Raw genomic sequence first — 270 nt, forward strand, 5'->3', positions numbered from 1 at the left:
TATTAGGCCATGCACCCGTTCGTATCGAAGAAGATCCGGTAAGATTGTTGCGCGCGTTACGTTTCAAAGCCAAATTGGGCTTTGAGTTTGACGAAGAGTTGTCTCAGCAGTTTCATGATGATAATTGGGCATTGCTTGAGCAAATATCACCGCATCGTCTTTATGATGAAACGCAAAAGATGTTTACCGGTGGCTATCTAGTGCCATTGTTGCCATTATTGTTTGAGTCGGGTGCGATTGATAGTTTAATCATTTATCCGCCTTCTGAGC

1 protein-coding gene is annotated in these 270 nt (G+C 43.3%); it reads left to right on the plus strand.

Translation table 11 applies throughout. The features are described from left to right. A partial coding sequence (locus tag AAEY83_RS15355; RefSeq protein ID WP_502945197.1) for a tRNA nucleotidyltransferase/poly(A) polymerase-related protein occupies window positions 1–270 on the plus strand: 270 nt, incomplete at both ends.

The organism is Psychrobacter sp. TB20-MNA-CIBAN-0197 (assembly GCF_040309765.1).
GTDB lineage: Bacteria > Pseudomonadota > Gammaproteobacteria > Pseudomonadales > Moraxellaceae > Psychrobacter > Psychrobacter submarinus.